This window comes from Pseudomonas sp. NPDC090233, assembly GCF_044772285.1.
In the GTDB taxonomy this organism is placed as follows: domain Bacteria; phylum Pseudomonadota; class Gammaproteobacteria; order Pseudomonadales; family Pseudomonadaceae; genus Aquipseudomonas.
Genome location: NZ_JBIVYQ010000005.1, coordinates 245,427 through 265,582 on the forward strand (window position 1 = coordinate 245,427; position 20,156 = coordinate 265,582).

Genomic DNA, 20,156 nt, shown 5'->3' on the forward strand with positions numbered 1-20,156 from the left:
GGTCATGGACGCGCCCCCTCGGCAGCTTTGTCAGCACCCTCGGTGGTGGCCAGGTGTACCCCTCCCTGCCCGACCAGCAGCAGGCCACCATTGGCCAGGCCACTGACACCGGCCAGGGCAATGCGGTCGGCGCGGTTGTAGACGCTGAAGGTCTGCCCGTCGTCGACGCTGCGCAGCACGCTGCCGCCATTGCCGACCAATACCAGGCTGCCATCATCGAGAAGCGTAGCGCTTGCCAGGCCGAATTCGAGGTTGCCGCGCGCGGCCTTGAGCTCGATCGGCTGCCAGCTGTCACCGAAATCGGTGGAGCGGAACAGGTTGCCGCGCAGGCCATAGGCCAACAGCGTTTGTGGCTGGGTGGTGCCGATCACGCCGAACAGCGAGCCCTCGTAGGGACCTTCGACCTTGGCCCAGGTCTGGCCGTTGTCAGCAGAACGGAACATGCTGCCCTGCTCACCGACGATGAACAGGCCGGCGTCCTTGATCACGGCGATGCCGTTGAGGTGCAGTTGATCCGCGTTGTCCAGGCGTTCGGCGACGTCCTGCCAGTGCTGGCCGCCGTCGAGGGTTTCCAGCAAGGCACCGTACGCCCCCACGGCAAAGCCGTGCTGGGCATTGAGGAAGGTGACGTCGAGCAACGGCGCTTCACGGGACAGGTCTTCGAACTGCTTGGTCCAGGTCGCGCCGCCATCGCTGCTGGCGAGGATCTGCGCATCGTGGCCGACGGCCCAGCCGCGCTTGTCGTCGAGGAAGAACACTGCAGTGAGCAGTTGCCGGGTGGGTACCCGGGCTTGCGTCCAGCTCGTGCCCTGGTCATCGGAGAACAGAATATGGCCGCGATCGCCGACTACCACCAGGCGCTTGCCAGCATGGGCGGCATCAATCAGCAGGCTCTGGCTGGCCTTGGCCGATTCGGTGGAGTACTCGTCAGCCGCCGCCGCTTGCGCGGTGTCGGCCCACATCCCCAATGCCAGCGCCAGCATCGCGCCAGCCGCCAACGGCCAAGCACCACGCCTGGCTTGCGTCATCAACCGCTCCCTCATGACCGTCCCCTGTTTGTTCTTCTTTATGGGTCTGTGCTTGGGGGATCGTATCGGTGGAGGTTGAGGGATTACAACGGGCGGGACGTTATGTTTTGTTAACCGGAAAAAAACAGGGGCCGCTGTGCGGCCCCTGTTTCCACCTGGCTTACGCCAGGCTCTTGCTCACCACCTCATACACATCACTGGACAGCGCCCCGGAGGCCAGAATCCGCTCAAGCTCCCCTTTCATCAGCAACTGCCGCGCATCGTCATACTTGCGCCAGCGGGTCAGCGGCGCCAACTGACGCGAAGCGATCTGCGGGTTCAGCGCATTCAGCTCGATCACCAGGTCCGCCAGGAAGCGATACCCCGTACCATCGGCCGCATGGAAGTTGACCAGGTTCTGCCCCGCAAAGGCACCGACCAGCGCCCGTACCTTGTTCGGGTTTTTCAGGGTAAACGCCGGGTGCTGCATCAGCGCCTTGACCCGCGCCAGCCCGCCTGGCAAGGCGCTGGCCGCCTGCACGCTGAACCACTGGTCCATGACCAGCGGGTTGTCCTTGAAGTGCTCGGCGAAAGCTTCCAGGGCCTTGGCCCGCTCGGCCTCGAACGGCGAGTTGACCAGCACCGCCAGTGCCGTCAGGCGTTCGGTCATGTTGTCGCAATGTTCGAATTGTTCCAGGGTCGCTTCCAACACCTGCGGCTTGGCGCTCTGCATCAGGTACGAGAGGGCGATGTTCTGCAGGCTGCGGCGGGCGAAATGCTCGGCTGCGGCGACGTAGGCCGTGTTGCGCGAGACCTCGCGGTGCGCCTGGTAGCGTGCCCAGAGGCCGTCGAACAGCTGCTCGGCGATCTGCTGGCGGGCGAATTCGCGGGCGGCGTGGATCGCGTCCACATCGGCCACCTGGCTGATTTCGGTCAGGTAGGCCTCGCCTGGCAACGACAGCATCTCGGCCACCATGGCGGCGTCCAGCGACTCGTTACCCAACACGGTACCCAGGGCAGTGATCAGGCGCTGATCGAGCTTCAGGGCTTCGCCACGCTGATGCTGGCCAATCAGCTCCTGCAGCACTTGCACCGACAGTTGCTGGCCCGCTTCCCAGCGGTTGAAGCCGTCGCTGTCGTGCTGCATGAGGAACATCAGTTGATCGCGGTCGTACGGGAAGCTCAGCTTCACTGGCGCGCTGAAGCCGCGCAGCAGCGAGGGCAGCGGCTTGGCCTGGATGCCTTCGAAGGTGAAGGTCTGCTCGGCCTCGGTCACCGACAGCACGCGGCTGGTGGCGCCCGCAGCGGCTTCACCGGCCAGGCGCAGTGGCAGGTCGTTGCCCTCGGCATCCAGCAGGCCCAGCTCCACGGGAATTACGAACGGCAGCTTGTCGGCCTTGTCCGGGGTCTGCGGGCAGCTCTGGCGGAAGGTCAGGCTGTAGGTCTGAGCGCCAGCATCATAAGCCTCGCTGACTACCAGGCGCGGCGTGCCGGCCTGGCTGTACCAGCGTTTGAACTGGGTCAGGTCGGCGCCGTTGGCGTCTTCCATGGCCTTGATGAAATCGTCGGTGGTTACTGCCTGGCCGTCGTGACGCTCGAAGTACAGGTCGCTGCCCTTGCGGAAGCCCTCGGCGCCCAGCAGGGTGCGGACCATGCGCACCACCTCGGCGCCCTTCTCATACACGGTCAGGGTGTAGAAGTTGGAGATCTCGATGAAGCTGTCCGGGCGCACCGGGTGGGCCATGGGGCCGGCGTCTTCGGCGAACTGGTGGGTACGCAGGTAGGCCACGTCCTCGATGCGCTTGACCGTGCGCGAGTTCATGTCGGCGCTGAACTCGGCGTCGCGGAACACCGTGAAGCCTTCCTTGAGCGACAGCTGGAACCAGTCGCGGCAGGTCACGCGGTTGCCCGACCAGTTGTGGAAGTACTCGTGGGCGACCACCCCTTCGACACGCTGGTGGGCCGCGTCGGTGGCGGTTTCGGCGCGGGCCAGCACGCAGCTGGAGTTGAAGATGTTCAGGCCCTTGTTTTCCATGGCGCCCATGTTGAAGTCGTTGACTGCGACGATCATGAAGATGTCCAGGTCGTACTCGCGACCGTAGACTTCTTCGTCCCAGCGCATGGACTTCTTCAGGCTGACCATGGCGTGGTCGCACTTGTCGAGGTTTTCCTCCTCGACATAGATGCGCAGGGTCACGTCTCGGCCTGACTGGCGGGTGAACTCGCTCTCGACGCACCACAGGTCACCCGCCACCAGGGCGAACAGGTAGGCCGGTTTCTTGAACGGGTCTTCCCAGGTCGCCCAGTGCCGGCCATCTTCAGCCGGCCCGCTGCCGATCGGGTTGCCGTTGGACAACAGCACCGGGTAGCGATGCTGCTCGGCGATCACCGTGGTGGTGAAGGTGCTCATCACGTCCGGGCGGTCGAGGTAGTAGGTGATCTTGCGGAAACCCTCGGCCTCGCACTGGGTGCAGAACATCTTGCCGGACTTGTACAGGCCTTCCAGCGCGGTGTTGCTCTCCGGGTGGATCTTGACGCTGGTGTCGAGGGTGAAGCGTTCGGCCTTGGGGTGGATGGTCAGGCTGTCGGCTTCGCGCTGGTAGTCGCTCGCCTGTAGCTCTTCATCATCGAGCGAGGCGCGCAGCAGCTCCAGCTGCTGGCCGTCGAGCACCAGGGGCGGCAGGCCGGCACCGCGTGCCGGGTTGCGGCGCATGACCAGTTGCGCATGGACCAGCGTGTGGTCCTCGAACAGCTCGAAGGTCAGGTGCGTCTCGTCGATCAGGTACTCGGGCGCCTGGTAGTCCTTGAGGTAGATCACTTGCGGTTGTTCGGTACGCATGTGCAGGTCCTTTTTACTGGAGCACGGCCAACTGGTAGGCCGTGTACTTGCGAATGTTGATCACGCCGGTGTCGAAGATCAGGTACTGGCCCTTGATGCCCAGCAAGGTGCCTTCCACCACCGGGTCCTTGTCGAGGTTGAAGCTGACGATCTTTTTCGGATACGCCTCGACCGGGTAGTTCATCTGCACCACTTCGGCGTCGGGCAGCGGCTGAATCGCCTGTAGGCCGAAGCGTGCCTGCAGTTCGCGCAGGCCGTCGGCGCAGGCGTCGAAAATCTGTTCGCGAATGGCCACCAGGTCGAGCACTTCGGCGTCGCCCTTGAGCAGCGCGCGCCAGTTGGTGCGGTCCGGCACCTGGCTGCGCAGCACGTCTTCGACCAGGCCGGATTGCTGGCGGGTGGCCACGCGCATGATCGGCAGCGCCTGGCTGGCACCCTGGTCAAGCCAGCGGGTGGGCAGCTGGGTGGCGCGGGTGATGCCAACTTTGATACCCGACGAGTTGGCCAGGTACACCACATGGTCGGTCATGCAGAACTGCTCGCCCCAGGACGGCTCGCGGCAGGTGCCGGCGTCGTAGTGGCAGCGTTCCGGGGCCATGATGCAGATATCGCACTGGGCCAGCTTGGTCATGCACGGGTAGCAGTAACCCTGGCTGAAACTGGTCTTGGTGCGTTTGCCGCAATGGCTGCAGTGGATCGCACCGAGGTATTCCAGGCGCAGGCGCTGGCCGATCATAGGGTTGACCGGCACCTGCGTGTCATCCAGGCGGAAGCTGTATTGCACCAGCGGTGCTTGCAGGCTTACCGCCATCTTGCTCAAAGAGCCACGAGCGAGTTCGATCAATGTACCGAGTCCGACTTGAACAGAATGTTGGCGATCGGCGCGGATTTCGACGCGCATTCCTGCGGGCCCATGTAGCCGGTACGCTGGTCTTCAGGCAGGTTCTGGATCTCCCAGGCGATCACCGCCTGCAGCGACAGCTCCTTCTGCTCGGCGGTGAGCTTGCGCCCATCGGACCATTTGCCGATTTCCACGGCCGTCTTCAGGCTTTCGTAGATTTCCGGGGTGATGTTTTCGATCATTTGCGCGAACGTGGACATAGCGTCTCCTAAATCAAGCGGACAGTTTACGCCGGGCCATCATTCCACCCAAGAGGCCCGTCAGGCATCCGATGAGCAGCCCGCCGACGTGGGCGGCGTTGGCGATCTGGCCAAAACCGAGCTGGCCGACCACACCGGTCAGGCAGATGACCAGCCAGATGAGCATCATTACCAGCACGCCCTTGGGCAGGCTGAAGTGGGGGTTGGGCGCCAGCCACTGGTACAGCCACACGTGGCCGAGCAGGCCGTACAGCACACCGGACAGGCCGCCGAACAGGCTCGGGCCGCTGGTGTAGTGCTGGGCCAGGTTGGACACCAGGCTGAACAGCAGGGTCAGGCCGGCCAGCAGCCACGGGCCCTGGCGCAGTTCGATGCGTTTGCCCAGTTCCCAGTACCACATGCCGTTCATCGCCAGGTGCAGCACGCCGAAGTGCAGCAGCATGGGTGACACCAGGCGCCACCACTGGCCTTCGGCGAGGCCCTGGGCCAGCGGGGTAAAGTGCAGGTATTCGCCCTGGACGCGGTAGTCGAGGAAGGTGAACCAGCTGATGGTGGTGAGGTTGTCGCCCAGGCGGGTTAGGCCGGCGACGATCAGGCAGAGGAAGAGGACGAAGGCGGTGACCTTACAAGCTTTGGCCTGGTCGGTCAGGGATGGCTGTGTGGGGGCGTTCGCGGATGAATCCGCTCCTACATCGGCGTTGCCGTCGGGGTAGCGCTGGTAGAGCTGGAGGACATCGGCGGCCATGGTTTCGGGGGCCCAGAGGACTTGGACTTCGCCCTCCTCGCTGACCCGGTGCGGCACCTGCAGGCGTTGCAGCAGGTGCACGAAGCCGCTGAGGTCGACCGACAGCGGCAGGCGCATCACTTCGACGATATTCATTGATTGGCCTGCGGTCGGTCGACGTCGACCCAGACGAACTTGTGCGGGTCGATCTGCGTTTCATCATCCAGCCGATAGGCCGCCAGCTTGCCGTACAGCACTGCGCTGTAGTCCAGGCAGGCCAGGTTGCTGCGGATCGGCGTCGGGCGACCGCTGCGCCAATAATGGCCGACGAACAGCAGTGGCTCCTCTTCGGCATAGCGTAGCAAGGCATTCTTGTCGGTGTGGCTGAGTGGCGTGCGGGCCACTTCGTCGGGCAGCGCGTCGGGCTGGAAGACGATGTCGCCGTAGGTCTGCGGGTCTTCTTCCCAGAACTTGGTGCGGAAGAAGGCGCGGGTCAGGCCATCGCCACCAGTCAGGGTCAGGCCGTCCGGCAGGCGCATGTCGGTGCCGCGCAGCAGGCGGTTGCAGACGGTGGAAGCAAAACTGCCGGACACGGCCGAGGCCTGGATGAAGTGCTCATCGATGCGCCCGTCGGGGTATTGCTGGCGCAGCGGCTCGATTAGCCGCGGGTCCCAGCAGGCATGCACCAGGCGGAAACGCCCGGCGTCGACGAACAGCGGCATGTCGTAGAACCACTGCAGAAAATCCTGCCAGTCGCCGGGGTGATGGGCGAATTGGGTCAGGGTCTCGTCGATCAGGCGGGCGTGCCGGGGCGTGTGCTCGCGCACAAAGGCCTTGCCGCTGCCGGGCAGCGCGGGGGTAACCCAGCCCAGGGCGTTGTATTCGTGGTTGCCCATGATGCAGAACGCCTGGCCGGCATCGACCATGTCATGGACGATATGCAGCGCCTCGCGGATGCGCGGGCCACGGTCGACAATATCGCCAAGGAACAGCGCCTGGCGCCGTGGGTGACGCCAGACGCCGCCGACACGTTTGTAGCCGAGGGCGTCGAGCAGGCGTTCGAGGGTCAGTGCACAGCCGTGCACGTCGCCGATGATATCGAAACTTCGCGCCGGATCGAGCATCAGTCGTCCCTGCCTCCCAGGCGGCTGCCCCAGCCGAGCTTGGTGCGGCATACCTCATAGTAATTGTGGTCCAGCGGGTGGATCAGGCGCAGTTTCTGCGGCTTCTTGCTCACCGTGATGGTATCGCCGGGGGCGCAGGTGAAGTGGTTCTGGCCGTCACAGGACACTTGCGGGTAGATCTGCAGGTCCTTGGACACCACGATCTTCAGCTCGCTGTTGCCGTCCACCACGATCGGCCGCCCGGACAGCGTGTGCGGGTACATCGGCACGATGACGATGGCGTCGAGCTTGGGGTGCATGATCGGGCCGCCGGCCGACAGCGCGTAGGCGGTCGAGCCGGTCGGGGTGGCGACGATCAGGCCGTCGGCCTTCTGGCTGCAGACGAACTGGCCGTCGATGTAGATCTCGAATTCGATCATCCGCGTCGACTTGCCCGGGTGCAGGACTACGTCGTTGAGCGCATCGCCCTGGCCGATGGCCTCGTGGTGGCGGCGCACCTCGGCCTGCAGCAGGAAGCGGTTTTCCACCAGGTAGTGGCCGTCGAGCACCTCGGCGACCTTCTCTTCCAGCTCGTCGGGGCGGATATCGGTGAGGAACCCCAGGTTGCCGCGGTTGATCCCCAGCACCGGGATGTTGTGCCGGGCCAGCGCACGGGCGGCGCCGAGCAGGCTGCCGTCACCGCCGACGACGATGACCAGGTCGCAGACTTCGCCCAGCAGCTTGCGCGTGGAGGTCTGCAGGCCGTGGCCGGGCAGCACTTCGGCGATGGTGTCCTCGAGGATCACGTGCAGGTGGCGCTCGAGGAGGAATTTTTTCAGTCGGCGAATGGTGTCGAGCACCTGCGAGCTGCCAAGGCGTCCGATGATACCGATATTGCGAAATTGCTCCATGGGGCTCCTGCGAGGCTCTGCGGCGGGTGACTATGCGCCGATTATGGGCGAAACGACCGGGCAGCGGCAAACCGGCTATGCTCGCAGCATGACGCCCTTCGCCGAACTCCACGACCTGCCCCGCCAACTGCGCCGCCCCGCCGTGCGCGACCTGGCCTGGACGCTGCTGTCGCCGCCGCTGCTCAGCAACCCGCCCTGCCCCCAGCGCCATCCACTGGCCGGCAGCGCCTGGGCGGGCGATCCGCAGGAGCTGAAGGCGTGGTTACAGCGACTGGATAACGATGACCAGCCCCTGCGCGAGTGGCTGGCGACCCTTACCAGCCGGCGCCTGGGGCTGTACTACGAAGGTCTGTGGCAGTTCGCTTTGCGCCAGGCGCCAGGTATCGAGCTGCTGGCGGCCAACCTGGCGATCCGCTCGGGTGGCCGGACGTTGGGCGAACTGGACATTCTGTTGCGCGATGGCGACGGCACGCATCATCTGGAACTGGCGATCAAGCTTTATCTCGGGCCTGGCGACGCTGCAGGCGATGACCCGATGCAGTGGCTCGGGCCGGGTTGCCATGACCGTCTGGGCACCAAGCTGGCGCACCTGGCTGGGCATCAACTGCCCATGTCGAGTGATGCGCAGAGCCAGGAGGCATTGGCCGGGCTGGGCGCCCGGCAGGTACAGGCGCATTTATGGCTCGCGGGTTATTTGTTCTACCCGTGGCCGGGGCATGCAGAACCACCCGCTGGGTCCAACCCACTGCACCTGCGCGGGCGCTGGGTACGCCGGCAGGATTGGCCAGTGAGCGCAGATGAACGCTGGCAGCCCTTGCCCCGTCATGCCTGGCTGGCACCGGCACGGGTCGAAGCGGATGCCTGTTGGACGCCGCAGCAGTTCGCGCAGTGGTTGCAAGCGTTGGAGCCGCAAGCACCGGCGCAAATGCTGGTGAGGCTGGAAGCCGAAGGTGACGGCGCCTGGCACGAAGCGGAACGGGTGTTTTTAGTTGCCGATCAGTGGCCTTCACCGACCTAGCGCAATGCATCTTCACATTCAGCGATTAGAGTTAGCTGAGAGCGCCGCCAAGAGCGCCACCATCGACCTGATGACGAGGATCCACCATGGTTTCATCCACCCCCGCGCCCCACTACGCGCGTCTGTCCATCGCCCTGCACTGGCTGATGCTGGTGCTGCTGGCCGCCGTGTACGCCTGCATCGAGTTGCGCGGCCTGTTCCCCAAGGACAGCGCCGAGCGCAACCTGATGAAGGACCTGCACTTCATGCTCGGCCTCACGGTCTTCGTACTGGTCTGGCTGCGCCTGGCCGTGCGCCTGAGCCGCCCTGCGCCGCCCATCGTACCCAAGCCGCCGGCCTGGCAGATCGGCCTTGCTCACCTGATGCATATGGCGCTCTACCTGCTGATGATCGGCCTGCCGTTGGCCGGCTGGCTGATCCTCAGTGCTGCCGACAAGCCGGTGCAGTTCTATGGCCTGGAGTTGCCGCACCTGATCGGCGCGGATCCTGACCAGGCCAAGTTCATCAAGGGCTGGCATGAGCGCGTAGCCACCTGGGGTTACTGGCTGATCGGCCTGCACGCGCTGGCCGGGCTGTATCACCACTTCGTGCAGCGCGACAACACGCTGCTGCACATGCTGCCCTACAAATAACCGCGTCGGCCCTGCAGGCCACCCGTATGGAGGAAGATCAGCCGAGTGCCGGGTGCGAACAGTCCGGCCTCGACCTGTTCGCGCAGGGCCAGCAGGGCCTTGCCGGTGTAAAGCGCTTCCAGAGGAATGCCCGTATGGCGTTCGGTTTCATCGATGAACGCCAGCAATTCTTCATCCAACTTGGCGAACCCGCCCCGGCAGGCCTCGTGCAACTGGTAACCACGCGCGCCAGCCAGCCCCGCTACGGTTTCTGGCACGCCATGATTGATTGGCACCGCCAAGGCACCATGCACCGCATGCGCCCCCGCCTCGGCGAGCACAAGCCCCGCCAGGGTGGTACCGCTGCCGGCGGCCAGCCACCAGGCGTCATAGTCTGCCCAACCCATTGAGGCCAGCTGAGCCCTGGCCTGCTCGACAATCAACCCACATCCCTGGGCACCGGCCAAGCCACCACCGCCCTCAGGGATGCAATGCCAACCGGGATAGCGCGCCTGCCAGGGTTCCCAGAAGCCAGCATCGTTACGACTGCGATAGCCGCCATAGCCAAGCCAGTGCAGTTCCATGCCGAAGGCCTGCAGGTCGCGCACTGTGGGCGTGTCCTGGGCATGGCCGCGCAACAGGCCCGCAGTGGCGAAGCCGAAACGCTTGCCGGCGGCGGCCAGGGCGTGAAGGTGGTTGGAGTGATTACCGCCCAGGCTGATCAGCCCTGGGGCGCCGGATTCATGGGCATGCAGCAGGTGGTGGCGCAATTTGAACCACTTGTTGCCACTGATCAGCGGATCGATCAGGTCGAGGCGCAGGATACCGGCTTCGATCCCGGCAGTTGCCAACCAGGGAAGGTCGAGCGGTTGCAGCGGGGCGTTGGGAGGGTCTGAAAAGGGGATGGTCATGCGCGTCAGTTTACAGCGAAAGGGCCGCAGCGCGGCCCCCTGCCCTGTCAGAGCTCGGCAGCCAACCGCGAGCCCTGGTTGATTGCGCGCTTGGCATCCAGCTCTGCCGCCACATCCGCGCCGCCAATCAGGTGCACCGACTGCCCTGCAGCCACCAGGCCGTCGTGCAGTTCACGCAGCGGCTCCTGCCCGGCGCAGATCACCACATTGTCCACCGCCAGCACCTGAGGCTCGCCCTCGCCAATACGGATGTGCAGGCCAGCATCGTCGATACCCAGATACTCGACGCTGTTGAGCATCTGCACCTGCTTGTTCTTGAGCCCGGTACGGTGGATCCAGCCGGTGGTCTTGCCCAGGCCGTCGCCGACTTTGGACTTCTTGCGCTGCAACAAGTAAACCTGCCGCGCTGGCGCATGCGGCTCGGCTTTGATCCCGGCCACACCGCCACGCGCCTCAAGGCCGGTATCGATGCCCCACTCCTTCCAGAACGCCTCGCGGTCCTGGCTGCTGGCCACGCCCTGGTGCACCAGGTACTCAGAGACATCGAAGCCGATCCCGCCCGCACCGATCACCGCCACTGCCTCACCGACCGGCTTGCGCTGCAACAATACGTCGAGGTAGCTGAGCACCTTGGCGTGCTCGACACCTGGAATCGCCGGGGTACGCGGTGCGATGCCGGTGGCCAGGATGATCTCGTCGAAACCACCCGCCACCAGCTCCGATACGTCCACGCGGGTGTTCAGGCGCAGGTCTACACCTGTGCTCTTAACCTTGTTGCGGAAGTAGCGCAGGGTCTCGAAGAACTCCTCCTTGCCCGGCACCCGCTTGGCGACATTGAACTGCCCGCCGATCTCGCTGGCGCTGTCGAACAGGGTCACTTCATGGCCACGCTCGGCAGCCACGGTGGCGGCTGCCAGGCCAGCGGGGCCGGCACCGACCACGGCAATGCGCTTCACCGTGCGCACAGGCAGGTAGTTGAGCTCGGTCTCGTGACAGGCGCGCGGGTTGACCAGGCAGCTGGTCAGCTTGCCGCCAAAGGTGTGGTCCAGGCAGGCCTGGTTGCAGCCGATGCACGTGTTGATCTCGTCGCTGCGCCCTTCAGCCGCTTTGTTGACGAAGTCAGGATCGGCCAGGAACGGCCGGGCCATCGAGACCATGTCGGCATCACCCTCGGCCAGCACCGCCTCGGCCACTTCCGGGGTGTTGATGCGGTTGGTGGTGATCAGCGGAATCTTCACGGCGCCACGCAGCTTGGCGGTGACCTTGCTGAACGCCGCGCGCGGCACCTTGGTGGCGATGGTAGGAATGCGCGCTTCGTGCCAGCCGATGCCGGTGTTGATGATCGTCGCGCCGGCCTGTTCGATGGCCTTGGCCAGCAGTTCGATCTCGTCCCAGGTGCTGCCGCCCTCGACCAGGTCGAGCATCGACAGGCGGAAGATGATGATGAAGTTCGGGCCTACGGCGTCGCGCACCCGGCTGACGATGTCCACCGCCAGGCGCATGCGGTTCTCGTAGCTGCCACCCCAGCGGTCGGTGCGGTGGTTGGTGTGGGCGGCGAGGAACTGGTTGATGAAGTAGCCTTCCGAACCCATGATCTCGACGCCGTCATAGCCGGCGCGCTGGGCCAGCACGGCGCAAGTGACGAAGTCGGCGATCTGCTTCTCGATGCCTGCCTCGTCCAGCTCCTTGGGCTTGAACGGGTTGATCGGTGCCTGGATCGCGCTGGGCGCCACCTGACGTGGGCTGTAGGCGTAGCGGCCGGCATGCAGAATCTGCAGGCAGATCTTGCCGCCAGCTTCATGCACGGCTTCGGTGACGATGCGGTGCTTTTCGGCCTCTTCCTCGGTGCTCAGCTTGGCCGCACCGGAATACACCCCGCCTTCATCGTTGGGCGCGATACCGCCGGTGACCATCAGGCCGACGCCACCACGGGCGCGCTCGGCAAAATAGGCCGCCATGCGCTCGAAGCCGCCGGGGCGCTCCTCAAGGCCAGTGTGCATCGAACCCATCAGGGTACGATTGCGCAGGGTGGTGAAGCCCAGGTCGAGCGGGGCCAGCAAATGCGGATAGCGGTCGGCAGCCATGGTTGGATTCCCCAGGTGGCGTGATCACGGAATGCGGGTGCCTCAACGGGCCCCGTCGTTTATCTGTCAGTGACATTAAACAGCCGTTTGAATGCGCTCAATGATCGAAACTGACAACTTATTGATCCTCCCGCACAGCAGGACTACCCTAGGAAGCTCCGTACCCAAGGCGCTGTAACGCTGCATGCGAAAACTTCTGGCAAGCGCCCTGGCGCTGGTGATGATCGCCGCCCTTTGCGGCTATGGCTTCTGGACCCAACAACGTCCGGAAGGTCACTACCTCTCCGACTTGCGCATCGAACTGGCGCTCAATCATGGCGTGCCCGGCGCACAGGGCAACCTGCTGGGCGTCGAACCGCTGCTCTACCCCAGCGACTATCAGAACCTGCAGCGTCTGCACCGCAAGCTCTCGGCCTACCTGCAACAAGCCCGCGACCAGGGCCTCGTCGGCCCGCGCACGGTGGTGGTGCTGCCCGAGCACATCGGCACCTGGCTGTGGGCACGGGGCGAAAAGAACGAGCTGTATCAGGTTACCCGCAGCCGCGAGGCCGAGCAGTGGCTGGAGCTGAGCAACCCGCTGCGCTATGGCCTGGCGATGCTGCGGGCCAGCGGCGACGACCGTCGGGCCGACGCACACTTGCGCATGAAGGCCCAGCAGATGGCCAGCGACTATCAGCAACTGTTCGGCGGCCTGGCCAAGGAGTTTGGCGTGACACTGGTAGCCGGCTCGATCGTGCTGCCGGCTCCCTATGTGGAGCAAGGCGTGCTGCACGCTGGCAGCGGGCCGCTGTTCAACAGCAGCGTGGTGTTTGCCGGCGATGGCTCGCTGCTTGGCCAGCCACAGCGCCAGCAGTACCCCGATAGCGAAGTGCGCAGATACATTCATCACGGTCGGCATTTCCCGCTGCAGGTGTTGCAGACGCCGGCCGGGCGACTGGGCGTACTGATCGGCAGCGACAGCTGGTACCCGGAAAACCAACGCCAACTGGAGCAACAACAGGTACAGCTGATCGCCAACCCGGTGTTCCTCAGCGGCAAAGGCAGCTGGGAGGCCCCGTGGCGCGGCAACCGCCATCAGGGGGCCGCCGCCGAACTGCCCCTGCAACGGGGTGAAGTCAGCGAACAGAGTGCCTGGCAACGCTTGACCCAGGCTGCGGATAGCGGAGTCAGCAGCATGAGCGTCTTCATGCGTGGGCAGTTCTGGGAACAGGGCAGCGACGGCCAGGGCTTTGCCCACCAAAGGGGCGAGCTGCTGGCGGGCCCGCCCAGCCACGGTGCCCGCCTATTGAACCTGTGGTTATAGCCGCATGGCCCGTCCACGTGTGCGCCTGGGCGACCTGTCGGTAGGCTTCGTCCAACCGCTGACCGAGGCCTTGCACGGCCTTGGCCACGATCCACAACCCTTGCTGAGCCGCTACGGGCTCAACCCCACGCGTCTGGCCGAGGCCGGCGCGCGCTTGTCGATCCCCCGTTACATGCACCTTGGGCATGCCGCCATCGCGCTATGCGGTGAGCCAGCCCTGGGTCTGCACATGGGTCGCCTCAGCCGGCTGGCACAGGCTGGTTTGGCGGGGGTCACGGCGGCCCAGGCTCCGACCCTGGGCGATGCCGCCCGCACACTGCTGCGCTTCGAGCCGCTCTATGCCGCCAATTACCGTGGTCATTCGAGCTTCCAGGAAGATGCTCAAGGGGCATGGCTGTGCTTCTACTCGATCAGCCCTTACAACGCCTACAACCGTTTCGTCGTCGACTCGCTGCTGACCGGCTGGCTGGCTCAACTCGCCGCCCTGGTCGATACACCCGTGCAGGCCGAACGCCTGGAGATCGAGTTCGATGCTCCCGATTATGCTGCGCAGTATCAGCCCTTGTGCAACAGTGCTGTGCAATTCAGCGCCAGCGGCAACCAACTGCGCCTGAGCCGCGCCACACTGGAGCTGGCCAACCCACAGCATTGCCCAAGCACCTGGCAGCACCTGCTGCAACTGTGTGAAACGGAAATGCTGCAACGCACGCGGGTACGTAGCCTGGGTGAGCGCATTACCCACCTTCTGGGCCCGTTGCTCAATGGCGGCCGTGAACCGGACCTGGAAGAAGTGGCGCTGCACCTGCAACTGCCCACCTGGACCTTGCGGCGCAAACTGGCCGAGGAAGGTACGCGCTTTCGCGACCTGCTCAATGACACCAGGCGCGACCTGGCCGAGACCTATATCCGCGATACGGAGCTGGCCTTCGGCGAGATAGCCTATTTGTTGGGGTTTGCATCGGCGGAGGCCTTCCAACGCGCATTCAAGCGCTGGACGGGCCTTACGCCGGGGGAGTTCCGCCGCAGCCAGCGGCAGGCCGGTTAAAGCTCGGTGGCGTCGTCGGCCGGCTCCGGTGGGTCCAGCTCGTAGGCCTGAAACTCCAGCAGCTCTTCCTGATAATCATCCATTGCCCTGCGTCCTCTTCTCTCATTTGTCTTCGTTGGTCATGCCTTCAACCTAAGCAGGTGGGATGAAGAAATGATGACAAGTTTATGAGTGGTAAACGTAGCAGGTGTTCAGGAACTTATCGCCGCTCATCTGTAACAGTGTCTGTACCGGGCTGATCGCACTTAAAGCGGAGCGGGTGTCGCCTCTGTGGGCTGCGGATCCTGCTGTACCTGGATAGGCGCCGATTCAGTGGGCGGTGCAACAGGTTGTGAACTCTGACTGTCATCCACGACTGGCGCTGCTGCAGCCTCGCTTGCTGGCGCGATTGCATTTGCCGCCGGCGCTTCGGGAGCGCTCACGGGTGCAGCAGAGACCTGCTCCGGCAGCCCAAGGGCTGGCGCTGGATTGTCGACCTTTGGCGCAGGCGCCTCAGGCTTGGCTTTGCTCACCTTCTTGGGTTTAGGCAAGTAACTTTCGACCAAGGCGAAATAACGCTCGTAGAACTGCGGCGCGGTCACCGTCTCGCTGGCGACCTTGACCATGGAGTCGTCACTGGAGCCGATCGGCATCGATACCGAGCCCAATATGCCGACACCCAGGCTGGCAGAGGTGTTGGACTTCTTCAGCGCATAACGGTCCTGCAGCGCGTTAGCGAACATGGTCGAACGCTGCTCGTCGCTGCTGTCAGGCGCACAGGTGACGCTGAAGCTGATCTGCAGGTGGTTATCGCTGTTCTGCTGGAAACTCTTGTTACCAGCGACCTGATTGGTACCACTGCTGGTAATGATGTAGCCCTGGCTCAGCAGCGCACGCCGTGCGGCCTCGCACGTACCGGCTTCGCTGACCGGGAAGCTGCGCGAGTAGGTCCCCGAGTCATCGAAGTTTTCGTGCTCGTAGATGGCGGCTTTTTTCGAGGAGCAACCGGACACGCCCGCCAGCACCAGGGCCAGCCCGAGCGCACCAAAGACGGATGATCTGGTCATTGCCATTTCCGGGTAAGTCGAGAGGTGCCTATTGTGCCTCACAGCACCCCTGCACTGAAACCGTTCATCAGTGAAGAGTCTGTCAGCATCGTGTAAATGTCGAATGTGCAGACGCAGAAACGAAAAAAGCGACTCTAAGGTCGCTTTCTCGTTTTGCTTCGAGGCGTTCAAGGGGCCTCGAGGCGAAGATGGCGCAGCGGACGGGACTCGAACCCGCGACCCCCGGCGTGACAGGCCGGTATTCTAACCGACTGAACTACCGCTGCGTATCGCTTAGGCTTGCGCCCGGTTGGAACTGGGAGCCGCCCTTCCGGCACAAAGGCCTCAGGGCAGGCACAAAAAAAGCGACACGATGATCGCTTTTCCTGTTGCTTCGAGGCGTTCAAGGGGCCTCGAAACGAAGATGGCGCAGCGGACGGGACTCGAACCCGCGACCCCCGGCGTGACAGGCCGGTATTCTAACCGACTGAACTACCGCTGCGTATCGTTCAGGCTTGCGCCCGATTGAAACTGGGATCAGCCTCCGGCATATCTGCCTTCGACTTCAGACCGGTGCCAGGCACCCATCTGTTACTGAAAAATGGCGCAGCGGACGGGACTCGAACCCGCGACCCCCGGCGTGACAGGCCGGTATTCTAACCGACTGAACTACCGCTGCGCAGTGCGTTTCTCTCTTGCCAGCTGCTTCATCAGAAACATCCAGCGCTAGAAACAGCCTCAGGAAGTGGTGGGTGATGACGGGATCGAACCGCCGACCCTCTGCTTGTAAGGCAGATGCTCTCCCGGCTGAGCTAATCACCCCCGCGATGTTGCTTGTTGCGTTTGCTTCGCTGAGGCCGCGAAATTTACGCAGGTACCGATGCTAAGTCAATAGCCCCGTTGAATTTTTTTCAAAAAAGGCAAAAACGTGAAAGAGGCCTTTCGGCCCCCTTCACTGACAGCATCATGCTCAGGTGTAGATCATCTTGCGGGTCATGCCGCCATCGACCACGAATTCCTGGCCGGTGACGAACGCGGCCTGGCGTGACAGCAACCAGGACACCATCGCCGCAACGTCTTCCACCGTCCCTACCCTGCCCGTCGGGTGCTGGGCATGGTCGGCGTCGGTCAACGGCTCGGCACGGCGCTGGGACGGGTCACGTGCATCGATCCAGCCCGGGCTCACCGCATTGACGCGGATTTCCGGGCCCAGGCTCATGGCCAGTGCGTGGGTCAAGGCCACCAGGCCACCCTTGCTTGCCGCGTAGGCCTCGGTATCCGGCTCGGACTGCCGAGCACGGGTCGAGGTCAGGTTGACGATCGCTCCATTGTGCGCACGCAGGTACGGCGCACAGTGCTTGGCCAACAGCATCGGGCCATTGAGGTTGACCGCCAGCACCCGATTCCATTGCGCCAGGCTCAGGCTTTCCAGAGTCTGGTTGTGCGGGTTGGCGATGGCCGCATTGCACACCAGCGCGTCCAGACGGCCGAATTGCCCCAGCACCTCGGAAACCCCGGCACTGACCTGGTCCTCGTCGGCAACGTCCATGGTGATGAACCAGGCGTTCTCGCCCAGGGCCTTGGCGACCTTGGCACCGCGCGGGCGGTCGAGGTCGCTGAGCACCACCTGCCAGCCTTCGCAGATCAACCAGGCGGCGATACCCAGGCCAATGCCGCGTGCGGCACCCGTGACCAAAGCTACCCGGCCGTTATGGCCGGGTGCACCGCCCCTGATTTCGATCACAGTGCCGCCAGCCCACGTGCAAGGTCCGTTTGCAGGTCGGCCACGTCTTCCAAGCCGACAGCAACGCGAACCAGGCTGTCACGAATACCCGCCGCCTCACGCTCTTGCGGCGACAAACGGCCGTGGGAGGTGGTGGCCGGGTGCGCGATGGTGGTCTTGCTGTCACCCAGGTTGGTGGTGATCGAGATCACCCGGGTGGCATCGATGAAGCGCCAGGCGCCTTCCTTGCCACCTTTGACCTCGAAGCTGACCACCGCACCGAAGCCGCTCATCTGGCGCTTGGCCAGTTCGTGCTGCGGGTGGCTTGGCAGGCCGGCGTAGTGCACCTTCTCGATACCGTCCTGCTGCTCCAGCCACTCGGCCAGCTGCTGGGCGCTCTCGCAGTGCGCACGCATGCGCAGCTTGAGGGTTTCCAGGCCCTTGGTGAAGATCCAGGCATTGAACGGGCTGAGGGTCGGGCCAGCGGTGCGCAGGAAGCCCACCACTTCTTTCATCTGCTCGCAGCGCCCGGCCACCACACCGCCCATGCAACGGCCCTGGCCGTCGATGAACTTGGTTGCCGAGTGGAACACGATGTCGGCACCGAGCTTGAGCGGCTGCTGCAGCGCAGGGGTGCTGAAGCAGTTGTCCACCACCAGCATGGCGCCACGGGCATGGGCGACTTCGCTGAGGGCGGTGATATCGACCAGCTCGGCCAGCGGGTTGGACGGCGACTCGACGATCAGCAGCTTGGTGTTGGCCTTGATGGCCTTCGCCCAACCCGACAGGTCGACCAGCGGCACGTAGTCCACCTCGACGCCGAAGCGCTTGAAGTACTTCTCGAACAGGCTGATGGTCGAGCCGAACACGCTCTGCGACACCAGCACATGGTCACCGGCGCTGCACAGCGACATGACCACGGCGAGGATCGCCGCCATGCCGGTGGAGGTGGCCACGGCCTGCTCGGCGCCTTCCATGGCCGCCAGGCGCTCCTCGAAGGCACGCACGGTCGGGTTGGTGTAGCGCGAATAGACGTTGCCCGGGGTTTCACCGGCAAAGCGCGCGGCCGCATCGGCTGCCGTGCGGAAAACATAGCTGGAGGTCAAGAACAGCGCTTCGCTGTGCTCCGCCTCCGGTGTGCGGTTCTGACCGGCACGCACCGCGAGGGTGTCGAAACCGACACCCTCGAGGTCGCTGTCCAGTCGCCCGGCATCCCATTGATCCGTCATGCCGTCGCTCCCTGAATCAGTTGTTGTAGAGGTCGATGATCGCGCTGACCGCCTGGGTCTTCACCTTGGCCAGGTCATTACGGGCCTGCTCGATGCGATCGAGGTAGGCTTCGTCGATGTCGCCGGTGACGTATTCACCGTTGAACACCGCGCAATCGAAGTGCTCGATCTTGATCTTGCCGCCACCGACCGAATCGATCAGGTCCGGCAGGTCCTGATAGATCAGCCAATCGGCGCCGATCAACTCGGCCACCTGTTCGGTGGTACGGTTGTGGGCGATCAGTTCGTGAGCGCTCGGCATGTCGATGCCGTAGACGTTGGGGTAGCGTACCGCAGGTGCGGCGGAGCAGAAGTAGACGTTTTTCGCGCCGGCTTCGCGGGCCATCTGGATGATCTGCTTGCAAGTGGTGCCACGTACGATCGAGTCGTCGACCAGCATCACGTTCTTGCCGCGGAATTCCAATTCGATGGCGTTGAGCTTCTGGCGCACCGACTTCTTGCGCGCGGCCTGGCCGGGCATGATGAAAGTGCGGCCGATGTAGCGGTTCTTAACGAAACCTTCACGGAACTTGACGCCCAGGCGGTTGGCCAGCTCAAGCGCGGCGGTGCGGCTGGTGTCCGGAATCGGGATGACCACGTCGATGTCGTGCTCAGGGCGCTCGCGCATGATCTTGTCGGCGAGCTTCTCGCCCATCCGCAGACGCGCCTTGTACACCGAGATACCGTCGATGATCGAGTCAGGACGGGCCAGGTAGACGTGTTCGAAGATGCACGGCTGCAGTTTCGGGCTTTCGGCGCACTGTTTGGTGTACAGCTGGCCTTCTTCGGTGATGTACACCGCTTCGCCCGGCGCCAGGTCGCGGATCAGGGTGAAGCCGAGCACGTCCAGGGCCACGCTTTCCGAGGCGATCATGTATTCCACGCCTTCGTCGGTGTGACGCTGGCCGAACACCACCGGGCGGATGCCGTTAGGGTCGCGGAAGCCGACGATGCCGTAGCCGGTAATCATCGCCACCACCGCGTAACCGCCGACGCAGCGGCTGTGTACGTGGGAAACCGCGGCGAACACGTCTTCTTCGGTCGGCTGCAGCTTGCCGCGCACGGCCAGCTCATGGGCGAACACGTTCAGCAGCACTTCCGAATCGGAGTTGGTGTTGACGTGGCGCAGGTCGGACTCGTAGATCTCCTTGGCCAACTGCTCGACGTTGGTCAGGTTGCCGTTGTGCGCCAGGGTGATGCCGTACGGCGAGTTGACGTAGAACGGCTGGGCCTCGGCCGAAGTCGAGCTGCCCGCAGTCGGGTAGCGGACGTGGCCGATACCCATGTGGCCTACCAGGCGCTGCATGTGGCGCTGCTGGAAGACATCGCGCACCAGGCCATTATCCTTGCGCAGGAACAACCGGCCGTCGTGGCTGGTCACGATACCGGCAGCGTCCTGGCCGCGGTGCTGGAGGACCGTAAGCGCGTCATACAGCGCCTGATTGACGTTCGACTTACCGACGATACCGACGATGCCACACAT

17 protein-coding genes and 4 tRNA genes are annotated in these 20,156 nt (G+C 64.0%); 4 read left to right on the forward strand and 17 right to left on the reverse strand.

The window, feature by feature from the left end; all coding sequences use genetic code 11:
* Window positions 1–2: 2 nt before the first annotated feature.
* The 7 genes from ACIQUF_RS15655 to ACIQUF_RS15685 form a co-directional block, all read right to left on the reverse strand.
* Entirely contained in the window at window positions 3–1,043 is a 1,041-nt protein-coding gene (locus ACIQUF_RS15655; RefSeq protein ID WP_403132929.1) for a WD40/YVTN/BNR-like repeat-containing protein, read from the reverse strand.
* Window positions 1,044–1,188: 145 nt separating this feature from the next.
* A complete protein-coding gene (gene pepN, locus ACIQUF_RS15660) occupies window positions 1,189–3,846 on the reverse strand; it encodes an aminopeptidase N (RefSeq protein WP_403132932.1) in 2,658 nt (885 codons plus the stop codon).
* A 13-nt stretch (window positions 3,847–3,859) separates the two neighbouring features.
* Window positions 3,860–4,690, reverse strand: coding sequence for a DUF2797 domain-containing protein (locus ACIQUF_RS15665; RefSeq protein WP_400799120.1), 831 nt, complete (start codon window positions 4,688–4,690; stop codon window positions 3,860–3,862).
* Entirely contained in the window at window positions 4,687–4,947 is a 261-nt protein-coding gene (locus tag ACIQUF_RS15670; protein WP_110995859.1) for a YeaC family protein, read from the reverse strand. Before ACIQUF_RS15670 ends, ACIQUF_RS15665 begins: the two co-directional genes overlap by 4 nt.
* Window positions 4,948–4,960: 13 nt before the next feature.
* Window positions 4,961–5,827: a rhomboid family intramembrane serine protease gene (locus ACIQUF_RS15675; RefSeq protein ID WP_403132935.1), complete on the reverse strand. Its 867-nt coding sequence runs from the start codon at window positions 5,825–5,827 to the stop codon at window positions 4,961–4,963.
* Window positions 5,824–6,795 (reverse strand): metallophosphoesterase, encoded by a 972-nt coding sequence (locus ACIQUF_RS15680; protein WP_403132936.1) that lies wholly within the window; start codon window positions 6,793–6,795, stop codon window positions 5,824–5,826. Before ACIQUF_RS15680 ends, ACIQUF_RS15675 begins: the two co-directional genes overlap by 4 nt.
* Window positions 6,795–7,685, reverse strand: coding sequence for an NAD(+) kinase (locus ACIQUF_RS15685; RefSeq protein ID WP_023632574.1), 891 nt, complete (start codon window positions 7,683–7,685; stop codon window positions 6,795–6,797). Before ACIQUF_RS15685 ends, ACIQUF_RS15680 begins: the two co-directional genes overlap by 1 nt.
* Here ACIQUF_RS15685 and ACIQUF_RS15690 point away from each other — a divergent pair.
* Both ACIQUF_RS15690 and ACIQUF_RS15695 read left to right on the forward strand, forming a co-directional pair.
* Window positions 7,684–8,703, forward strand: coding sequence for a DUF1853 family protein (locus ACIQUF_RS15690; protein ID WP_403132938.1), 1,020 nt, complete (start codon window positions 7,684–7,686; stop codon window positions 8,701–8,703). The genes ACIQUF_RS15685 and ACIQUF_RS15690 overlap by 2 nt on opposite strands.
* Before the next feature lie 86 nt (window positions 8,704–8,789).
* Window positions 8,790–9,335 carry a cytochrome b gene (locus tag ACIQUF_RS15695; RefSeq protein ID WP_403132940.1) on the forward strand — a complete coding sequence of 182 codons (546 nt, stop codon included), beginning with the start codon at window positions 8,790–8,792 and terminating at the stop codon, window positions 9,333–9,335.
* On the opposite strand, the gene ACIQUF_RS15700 is transcribed toward ACIQUF_RS15695, so the two are convergent.
* Complete coding sequence (locus tag ACIQUF_RS15700; protein ID WP_403132942.1) at window positions 9,326–10,225, reverse strand: 1-aminocyclopropane-1-carboxylate deaminase/D-cysteine desulfhydrase; 900 nt, start codon at window positions 10,223–10,225, stop codon at window positions 9,326–9,328. The genes ACIQUF_RS15695 and ACIQUF_RS15700 overlap by 10 nt on opposite strands.
* Before the next feature lie 47 nt (window positions 10,226–10,272).
* Entirely contained in the window at window positions 10,273–12,309 is a 2,037-nt protein-coding gene (locus tag ACIQUF_RS15705; protein WP_403132943.1) for an FAD-dependent oxidoreductase, read from the reverse strand.
* A 184-nt stretch (window positions 12,310–12,493) separates the two neighbouring features.
* On the opposite strand from ACIQUF_RS15705, the gene ACIQUF_RS15710 reads away from it, so the two are divergent.
* Window positions 12,494–13,612 (forward strand): nitrilase-related carbon-nitrogen hydrolase, encoded by a 1,119-nt coding sequence (locus ACIQUF_RS15710; RefSeq protein ID WP_403132945.1) that lies wholly within the window; start codon window positions 12,494–12,496, stop codon window positions 13,610–13,612.
* A gap of 4 nt (window positions 13,613–13,616) precedes the next feature.
* A complete protein-coding gene (locus tag ACIQUF_RS15715) occupies window positions 13,617–14,657 on the forward strand; it encodes an AraC family transcriptional regulator (protein WP_403132947.1) in 1,041 nt (346 codons plus the stop codon).
* A gap of 245 nt (window positions 14,658–14,902) precedes the next feature.
* Here ACIQUF_RS15715 and ACIQUF_RS15720 read toward each other — a convergent pair whose 3' ends face one another.
* From ACIQUF_RS15720 to purF, 8 genes are all read right to left on the reverse strand, one after another.
* A complete protein-coding gene (locus ACIQUF_RS15720) occupies window positions 14,903–15,703 on the reverse strand; it encodes a DUF2242 domain-containing protein (RefSeq protein ID WP_403132949.1) in 801 nt (266 codons plus the stop codon).
* A gap of 189 nt (window positions 15,704–15,892) precedes the next feature.
* Window positions 15,893–15,969 (reverse strand) — tRNA-Asp (locus ACIQUF_RS15725).
* 138 nt (window positions 15,970–16,107) lie between these two features.
* Window positions 16,108–16,184 (reverse strand) — tRNA-Asp (locus tag ACIQUF_RS15730).
* Window positions 16,185–16,284: 100 nt separating this feature from the next.
* Window positions 16,285–16,361, reverse strand: a tRNA-Asp gene (locus ACIQUF_RS15735).
* Window positions 16,362–16,428: 67 nt separating this feature from the next.
* Window positions 16,429–16,504 (reverse strand) — tRNA-Val (locus ACIQUF_RS15740).
* Window positions 16,505–16,652: 148 nt separating this feature from the next.
* A complete protein-coding gene (locus ACIQUF_RS15745; protein ID WP_403132952.1) occupies window positions 16,653–17,426 on the reverse strand; it encodes an SDR family oxidoreductase in 774 nt (257 codons plus the stop codon).
* On the reverse strand, window positions 17,423–18,634 hold the full coding sequence (locus tag ACIQUF_RS15750; RefSeq protein ID WP_403132955.1) for an O-succinylhomoserine sulfhydrylase: 1,212 nt from the start codon (window positions 18,632–18,634) through the stop codon (window positions 17,423–17,425). The genes ACIQUF_RS15745 and ACIQUF_RS15750 overlap by 4 nt, the downstream gene beginning before the upstream one ends.
* Before the next feature lie 16 nt (window positions 18,635–18,650).
* Window positions 18,651–20,156, reverse strand: coding sequence for an amidophosphoribosyltransferase (purF, locus tag ACIQUF_RS15755; protein WP_400799091.1), 1,506 nt, complete (start codon window positions 20,154–20,156; stop codon window positions 18,651–18,653).